Here is a 772-nt window from a genome sequence, read left to right on the forward strand (position 1 = left end):
CCCTTGACCCATAGCTCCGCTTGAGAAAACAGGATCATTCACATCGCTCAAAGCTACTGCCTGACCAACAATTGGAGAAATGATTGTTTCATCTTGGAGAGCTGCTGGAACATTACCAGTTGTTTCTTCTTCGACAAGTTTTTCAGTTTCAGCTTTTTCTTCAGCAGTTTCTTCGTCTTTGTATCCGAACATATAAGTCAGAACAAAACTCAAACCAGTTGTCAGAACAACCATAAAGATATATTGCAACAATTGACCATTCAGGTAAAGGAGTGTACCTGGAATAATTGTGATACCGAAACTTGTACCTGCAAGCCCCATAATAGAAGCTAACCAACCACCAACAGCACCAGCACCCAGTCCAATGACAAACGGTTTAACGAAGCGCAAGTTAACCCCGAAGATAGCTGGCTCAGTAATACCTAATCCTGCAGAAAGTGCTGCTGGGAATGCAAGAGCCTTGAGTTTTTTAGATTTTGTCTTCACAGCTACAGCCAAAGTCGCACCAGCCTGAGCTGTCATAGCAGCAGTGATAATCGCATTAAATGGATCTTTCCCAGTTTGAGATACCAATTGAGATTCCAGTAAGTTGAAGATGTGATGAACACCAGTTACGACAATCAGTTGATGTACTGCACCAATAATCAAACCAGCAAGACCAAACGGAAGGCTAAGAAGGAACTCTGTACCATTCAAAACATATGACTCAACAATGTGGAAGACCGGACCAATCACAAAGAGTCCCAAAATAGACATTACAAGGAAAGTAAGG

The 772-nt window shown here is 42.1% G+C and carries 1 protein-coding gene; it reads right to left on the reverse strand.

Annotation, left to right across the window (positions count from 1 at the left end; genetic code table 11):
- Window positions 1-772, reverse strand: a 772-nt coding sequence (locus D8792_RS10965) for a PTS transporter subunit EIIC (protein ID WP_185758459.1), incomplete at both ends; no start/stop codon positions are given.

The sequence above is a fragment of the Streptococcus cristatus genome, from assembly GCF_003943505.1.
Taxonomy (GTDB): domain Bacteria; phylum Bacillota; class Bacilli; order Lactobacillales; family Streptococcaceae; genus Streptococcus; species Streptococcus cristatus_E.